The sequence below is a fragment of the uncultured Ruminococcus sp. genome (assembly GCF_946415235.1).
In the GTDB taxonomy this organism is placed as follows: Bacteria; Bacillota; Clostridia; order Oscillospirales; family Ruminococcaceae; genus Ruminococcus.
In genome coordinates, this window is record NZ_CAMKRR010000131.1 from 1 (window position 1) to 7,539 (window position 7,539).

General features: G+C 37.4%; 5 protein-coding genes. 4 read left to right on the top strand and 1 reads right to left on the bottom strand.

The annotated features are described in order from the left end of the window. The first annotated feature begins 476 nt into the window (after window positions 1-476). The 4 genes from Q0R37_RS14495 (at window position 477) to Q0R37_RS14510 (ending at window position 6,147) form a co-directional block, all read left to right on the top strand. Entirely contained in the window at window positions 477-1,031 is a 555-nt protein-coding gene (locus Q0R37_RS14495) for an RNA polymerase sigma factor (RefSeq protein WP_294755283.1), read from the top strand. Further along, window positions 1,018-2,136 (top strand): hypothetical protein, encoded by a 1,119-nt coding sequence (locus Q0R37_RS14500; protein ID WP_294755284.1) that lies wholly within the window; start codon window positions 1,018-1,020, stop codon window positions 2,134-2,136. The genes Q0R37_RS14495 and Q0R37_RS14500 overlap by 14 nt, the downstream gene beginning before the upstream one ends. 59 nt (window positions 2,137-2,195) lie before the next feature. Beyond that, window positions 2,196-3,719: a dockerin type I repeat-containing protein gene (locus Q0R37_RS14505; RefSeq protein WP_294755285.1), complete on the top strand. Its 1,524-nt coding sequence runs from the start codon at window positions 2,196-2,198 to the stop codon at window positions 3,717-3,719. A 487-nt stretch (window positions 3,720-4,206) separates the two neighbouring features. Further along, window positions 4,207-6,147 (top strand): hypothetical protein, encoded by a 1,941-nt coding sequence (locus Q0R37_RS14510; protein WP_294755286.1) that lies wholly within the window; start codon window positions 4,207-4,209, stop codon window positions 6,145-6,147. Between the two features lie 348 nt (window positions 6,148-6,495). Here Q0R37_RS14510 and Q0R37_RS14515 read toward each other — a convergent pair. Next, window positions 6,496-7,539, bottom strand: a 1,044-nt coding sequence (locus Q0R37_RS14515) for an IS66 family transposase (RefSeq protein WP_294755288.1), incomplete at its 5' end; no start/stop codon positions are given.

The window sequence follows — 7,539 nt, forward strand, 5'->3', positions numbered from 1 at the left end:
GGGTATCCCTGCGGAGGAGATCGCATATATCCACGATGCGAAAACCGAACAGCAGAAGGCTGACCTCTTTGATAAAGGAAGTTATCAAAATAGCAACAATAACCGAAGGTAGTACCGTTCCGATAATAAATTTGTTCAGTTCTCGAAAGTAAAAGAGATGTTCACGATTGAGCAAGCTACCGAAGAAGCCCATATGACCAAGTCTGAATTTGAAGCCATAACTGGCGTAAAAGCATAGAACAATTCATATTTAATTTTATATTTGATTATTTTTCAAAGCGGAGTAAGCAAAATTCGATAGATTACTCTGCTTTTTCTATTGCAATTCAGCTAACTTTATGATATAATATTTGTGCAGACTTAACAAACTTGACGGAATTACTGATTTTTTTCAAATTTTACTTCGCCATTTTCGTGAAAAATGGTACTAATAAATGAAAGGGTAAAAAAATACCCTTGAGAGGAGGAATCCCCACATGGATAACGGCGAAAGTAGCTACCGCCGTTTCCTTGCGGGCGACAATGAGGGACTGTATGAGATTATCTGTACCTATCAGACAGGTTTGATACTATATTTAAATAGTTATGTTCAGAATATTCATACAGCAGAAGATATGGCGGAAAGTACATTTGTAGAGTTGATGATAAAACGTCCGAAGTTTTCAGGTAAAAGCTCGTTCAAAACGTGGCTGTTTGCAATCGGACGTAATATAACCGCAAAACACCTCCGAAAACTCGCAAAACTCAGTGTCGTTCCGTTGGAATCGCAAGAGTATCTTGCTGATGAACAGAACGTTGAAACAGACTATATTAAAAGCGAACAAAAGCGTTTGGTGCATCAGGCTTTACATAGTTTAAAACTGGAATATCGGCAAATCCTGTATCTGATCTATTTTGAAGGATTTAGCAAAGAAGAAGCCGCCTTGATTATGAATAAAAGCGAAAGGCAGATAAAAGATTTGCTATTCAACTCCAAGAAAGCATTAAAAGACGAGCTGGAAAGGAGGGGCTTTGAATATGAAGAATTATGATGAAATGTATCAAAGTGTCCTCTCCAAATATGACGAGTATCTGGAAAAGAAAAAGAAGCATATCCGAATAATTCGTCATACATTACCTGTATTAGCTTGTTTCTGCTTAACTATTGTGTTAGGTGTTGGATATTGGGATCACTTCAAAAATCTTCCGCATATCCCCGTACAGCCTAATATTATTGAAGAGCCAACTATAGAAATTCCAGATACTACTACAGCAGAAACCAGCAATACACCGATTCAGACAGAAGATATAAATGAAGCCGTAACTACAACAGTTTCTGTTCAAAGCTTAGAATCAGATCGGACAGCTTCAACAGAAACCGCGCAAACTGAAATAGTCACTACGGTTGCGACTAATTCAGAGTCTACGATTGTAACAGAGCCGGATACTGATAAACCAATAGAAACGCAAGTACCTTCTACGACTGCTCCTGTTATTCAGACATCCATGAATAACGAACGGCAAACAACTATACTTGTTCAGACGACTGAAGACACAACAGTAACAACAATTAACGAGAACATTCACGAAATAAAGTTCGGATATAAAGATGATAACAGTGGGCAATATGCCCCTTCAACATCTAAAAGAATAGTGATGAAGTGTTTGTCCTTCTGTGAGCTTGGCGAAACACTTGGTGTTGATGTCGCAATGGCTGATGGAAGTTTTAAAACAGTTAGCAGTGATTCTAATGTAGATTATGTATATGAAGTTTATGCTTGTGATACACTAAACTTCCAAAATATAGAAGATGATAAAATAATCATAAATGGTGGAAATAAAGAATATAAAAGAGAGTATTTAATAGAAGAATTTGAGTTCTTTGATATTAACGGTCAATATGAAAATTATGATTTATACCATCATGAATTAACCGAGATAGATTTTTCGCATTATGAACAAGGTGACTCTGGATGTATCAAGTTCTCTTTCTTGAAGCGAAATACAAAAGATCCGATTCATCCATCGTTTATGGGCGCCAACCAGTTCATGTATTTCTATGTTGGAGAACAAGGGACATCTATAAGTAACATCAGCGTAGAAGACGCAATTTCTAATTATCTGACTATGACTATATCATTGACAGGAAGGAGCTGAAAAAATAGGTATATTTTTATATGAACATATAAATCAAACAATAAAAATGAGGTGATTTTATGAAAAAGAAGATTATGTCTATGCTGATCTCAGCTATGTGCCTTGCGACGACAACACTGAATAGTGTAAATGTTGTTAGTGCCGCTGACGAAGAAGCTGATGTACCGATTACAATGGGCGATGTAAATGATGACGATTCTTTCAATGTTGCAGATGTTGTATTGCTCCAGAAATGGTTGTTAGGTGTTCCGAATACTGATCTCTCAAACTGGAGGGCAGCGGATTTTTACGACGACCAGATGCTCAATGTCTTTGACCTCTGTTTAATGAAGCGTGCTTTGATTGAAAAATTAAATGGTAGTCCTGAACTGGATGATCCGGAGATTAGAGAGATACTTTTTGGATACCCTGATCCTAATTCAAGCGTAAGTGCGCCGATGTCCGCAATCAGAACTGCACTGAAATGCAAGGCATTCTGTCCTTCTGATAAAGTGCTTAGTGTAGATGTTGCAAGACGAGGCATATACAGACCACAAGGCTATGAAAGAAACTCTTTTATGTATGTTTACAGCATTTATCCTTGTGAAGGACAAATTTTCAACTTGACGCAGATCGAGGATACAAGACTGACTGTAAATGGCGAAGTTGGAAGTTACGCAAAGGAGTATACAGGAGAAGAAAGGAATGTCTTTAACGTCGGAAAAGAGTATAACGATATTGAGACATATTACCACGAAACTGTCGAGCTGGATTTCAGCAAATATCCAGCAGAAAGTAGCGGTAGTATCATGTTTATGTTCAAATACGTTTCCCTGAACGATGACGGTACTTTACCTGAACATCCGTCCACTTCAGGCGGCGGTCAGATTCTGTATTTCTATGTCGGTGAGGATGGTGTTGGCATAAGCAATATAAGCGTTGAGGACGCTGAGCAATCTTATCAGACAAAAGGAACAGGAGATATCACACCACCTGAGACATATACAGGAAAATGGCATGATAAGAATATATCATATAACCTGTATGAAGCGCTTAACGACCCAGAGACAGAGATTATTCCCGTTTCAATTGCGCTCAATGAGCTTGGCATTGATGACTTTGTATACAATGGAAGAACAGTGAAAGAGTACACGAACGATACAATGGGTGAAGATATTACAAAGTTGGAAAACCTGATATACCGCGGTGATTTACTAAAATACGGCGAAGAAATATATATTACAGGTACACCTGACGGCGTAAAATGGACTAAAGAAGCTTATGACGGTGATGTGGAGTATTTCGGTGAAGAGTTGCTTTCAAAGTATATCGTGGATGGCGAATTCCAGAAGGATCAAGTACAGGCTGATCTTACAAAACTTAAAAACGGTTACAAAGCAGCACTTGATGAGGCTGTAGAAGCCTTCCACCAAGCTTGTATTGACGAAACAATTGACATCCTTGAAGCAAAAGGCATCAGAAGTGAGTGTATCGATGATACGAATGATATTGTGATGTATATTACCGCTGCTGAATTTGAAAAACTCTCTCTTGAAAATGCTTCCTATTTCAGTATAGCTTTTGAAGAGCCTGTGATCCTTTGAATCGCATACCGCCAAATAAATATAATGGGACAAATCAGATGATACAACACCTTTAAGTGCAACTTTACAGGTATTTGTAGCTCCGATTTTACAGTGACCTCAGTGTATTTGCACTGAGGTCACTTGACATTATATTGGGCAAAAGTGCAATATAATAATTTGTCGTATCAGGTGAAAAGGATACTATCATTTAAGTGTTATGCAACAAATAAGACACATTATTTAAACCACTCATTGACTAATTTATAGAAAATACCGAATTCCAATTGACAAAATCAGATACTTGTGATATACTGCAAATATCAACAGTTATACGCTCCTATTAAAGCCAAGAAAGCTATGATTTATACAGCAATGGAATGACACTGAAACAAGACAGCTTTGTTAATTCACATTCTAAATAATAGTCGAAAAGGCGGTGATAGTTATATAAGAAACATTACTATTCACATTCAAAAAGAAAACTATTTTGTTAGGAGGTATCGCTATGAAAAAGAGATTATTCGCCGTTTTACTTGGTATGGCTGTTTTTCTGCCAAGTAGCAATTTACCCACAGTTGTGGCATCAAAGAACAACTCAATACAATTAAATAATTGTATCGGCGAAAATCAGCAGAATCATTATTGCTCAGTTAACCCACTATATCTGCTTTGTACAGATGAAGAAAACAGAGAATATTCACACGGTTCGATTATACATAAGCAATTTGAAATCAAGTCCTCTTTAGATGTAGACACCTATGAGATAGTTTTATCCTCTTACGATGGTGTTGACATCATAAAAGAACCTACCTACACAACTAATAATAGTGGCGTTCCAGTAGTAGATATTGACTTTAAAGTTCTTGATTCATGTGAAATCGGTAATATCCGTTTTGCAATAAGCCCGTCAGCATCAACTGCTGATGATGTTGTAGCTCAAACCTGTTTAGAACAGACTATTTACTGCTATCATGATTCGGATTACGACTATGTCAGTACAATATACTTGGATTGTTTAGAGAATTACTCTGAAAATCTAAAGAAACATCTTCTTGAAGTTAACCGTCAAGGCGAGCATATCGAGACAATAAGAAGCACTCCTGAGATAATAGAAGATTCTGATGGAATAACAAGATATTCTTATTCCGTATCTGGATACATAAGTTGGACTGATGGAAGCGGCGGAGTTCATGCTGCGGATAACGTTAAAGTTGAACTTTGTGATGCTTCATCAGGCACTGGTATTACTTCGACTTATACCACTTCTGCTGGAGGATATTCCTTTTCATATTCAACATCAATAGTCAACCCGAATATGAAAATAAAAATATATGCTGAAGGAAGTAATGTGTCAGTAATCAATACAGAAAGTCCATATGAAGTGTATGTATACGAATCATCTCCATTTACTATGTATGGATTTACGAAATTAAGTTACGTAACTCCTAATTCTACTAATATGGGAAAATCTTTTAGTATTCAGCAAGCAATGGCTATGGCTCACCAATATATCTTAAATTTAGATTCGACTGACCTTAATCCTATAAATGTTTATTTTCCAAATAACTCCGCAACCTCATTATTCACCTATCCGCCTGCAAAAATATATATAAGACAAGGACATGAATTTGAATGGGATGCTCTTCAGCATGAATACGGTCATTACGTTGAGTACTGTTATAATTGTGCCACTTTTATCGGTGGTGATCACACATTTGAGGAAAACTTAGCAGACACTCGACCAACCAAAAATGATGGAGTTAAATTAGCGTGGTGTGAAGGATGGGCAACCTATTTCGCTCTAAATCTTCAAAAAGAAATGTCTGCTTCTTCACTGTATATTCCTTATGTAGGGGATACTGCTTATCACGATGCAAGCTGTGGTATTGATATAGAATTGGAATATCTCGATGAGGATTATTGGCTTGGTGAAGCTAATGAAGCAACTGTAATTGCTATTTTATATGATATGACAGATGGGTACAATTCAGCAGAAGATGATAACGTCGCATTTTCAAACAGTTTTGTATGGAATCTTACAAAGAACAACCATTGTAAAACTTTATGGGATTTAATAAAAGCATATTATATGTCTTCAAATCCAATCTCTGGTAAATTAGCTTTAGGTAGCACACTTAGCAGATATAATGTAGCTGCTGAACCAAATAATCCAACAGGATTAAATACTAATACGCCTACATTTTCATGGATACCTCAGGGCGGTAGTACATCTTATCCCAATAATAGTTTTTCTGTAGTATTTTTGAATAGTAATTATAATACTATTTGTTCGACGGCTTACACAAGTAATAACTATATACAATTAACTTCTTATCAATGGTCACTTATTCAAAGTGCATCTACACCTGTGTATTACTATGTATTAACTAAGCAAACAAACTATCCTGAAACAGGTCCATATTATTCAAGATTAAAAACACTCTGATAAAAATGATTATGTCTATGTTGAATAAGCATTTCTTTGACATAGCTTGCACAAACTCAACAGGCACGGAGATTATTCTCTGTGCCTGTTTTTTATAGATATCTTTCTCCATACTCCCATAAACAGCTCTGGCGGAGGTATGCTGAAGTGTTATACTGAAAGAGCAGTCGACATACACCCAAAAATCTGGTAGAATAATAATAACAAAGTCCGCAGCGGAGAGATCCGTGTACTGCTCGGTTCAACCGCCAAAATGGGTACAGGTACTAAGTAAGCGTCAAATAAACAGCGTCTCATAAAATACAAAATTCCCCTCGCCACTGGCGAGGGGAAACTTTATCAATTATTCTATGGCAACAGTATAGTACCAGCCGGATTTGAAAACAGATTAGACAGGTATTTTTCGGCATCAATTCCGTTTGCCTGTGCAGTTGAAATTATTGAGAATAAAATCGAACTCCATTCCGCACCTTTTGCAGTATTATTGAAAAGCCAATTCTTTCTGCCAACGGCAAACGGTCTTATTGCGTTTTCGGCACGGTTATTGTCAAGGGGAACATTGCCATCTTCCAGGAATGTAAAAAGGTACTTCTTTTCGTTCAATGCGTACTGTATAGCTCTGACAAGTTTGCCTTTACCTTCTATGGGAAGTTCTTCAAGCCATGAGAACAAAGCCTCCAATAAAGGTTTTACCTTCACAAGACGCTGTTCATATCTTTCATTTGCTGTCAGCTCTTTCAGCTGATTTTCCTCATGATAAATTCTGTTGCAGAACTCAACTGCTTTTGCTGCGGCTGATGTATCGTACAAAGATTTATCTTTTGGAAGGGCTTCTACAAATTTCCTCCTTACATGAGCAAGACAGCCGCATCGTCTGGCTCCGGTGACAGCATTGTATGCATCATATCCGTCACAAATCAGAAAACCTGTATATCCTTTCAGGAATTTTGCTGGATGAATTCCGGCTCTTGTAGGCTGATATTCAAATATTATTATGCTGCGGTCATTCATTTTATCGTTGCAGTATACCCACATTCTTGAATCATCTGTGGCTTTTCTGCCATCTTCATGCAGTACCTGAAGTACACTTTCATCAGCATGTATTATCCTGCCTGCGACCAGCATTCTGTGCATTTCCTTTACTATCGGCTTACACCATTGCTCCGCCGCAATGCACACCCAGTCTGACATTGTTGCTCTGAGCAGATTTATTCCTTTTGAGGCAAAATCCTTTTCCTGACGGTAAAGAGGTACTGCCTTTGCGAATTTTTCATACAAAATATGTGCCATTAGTTCGGGGGAACAGAAACTGTGCGGAATCATCGGTACGGGATATTCTGAAGTGTTATACTGAAAGAGCAGTCGACAAACACCCAAAAATCTGGTAGAATA

What these genes read in the sequence shown, in the direction of transcription:
- Q0R37_RS14495 (WP_294755283.1), top strand. Translation starts at nt 477, where the DNA reads ATGGATAACGGCGAAAGTAGCTACCGCCGTTTCCTTGCGGGCGACAAT.
- Q0R37_RS14510 (WP_294755286.1), top strand. Translation starts at nt 4,207, where the DNA reads ATGAAAAAGAGATTATTCGCCGTTTTACTTGGTATGGCTGTTTTTCTG.
- Q0R37_RS14505 (WP_294755285.1), top strand. Translation starts at nt 2,196, where the DNA reads ATGAAAAAGAAGATTATGTCTATGCTGATCTCAGCTATGTGCCTTGCG.
- Q0R37_RS14500 (WP_294755284.1), top strand. Translation starts at nt 1,018, where the DNA reads ATGAAGAATTATGATGAAATGTATCAAAGTGTCCTCTCCAAATATGAC.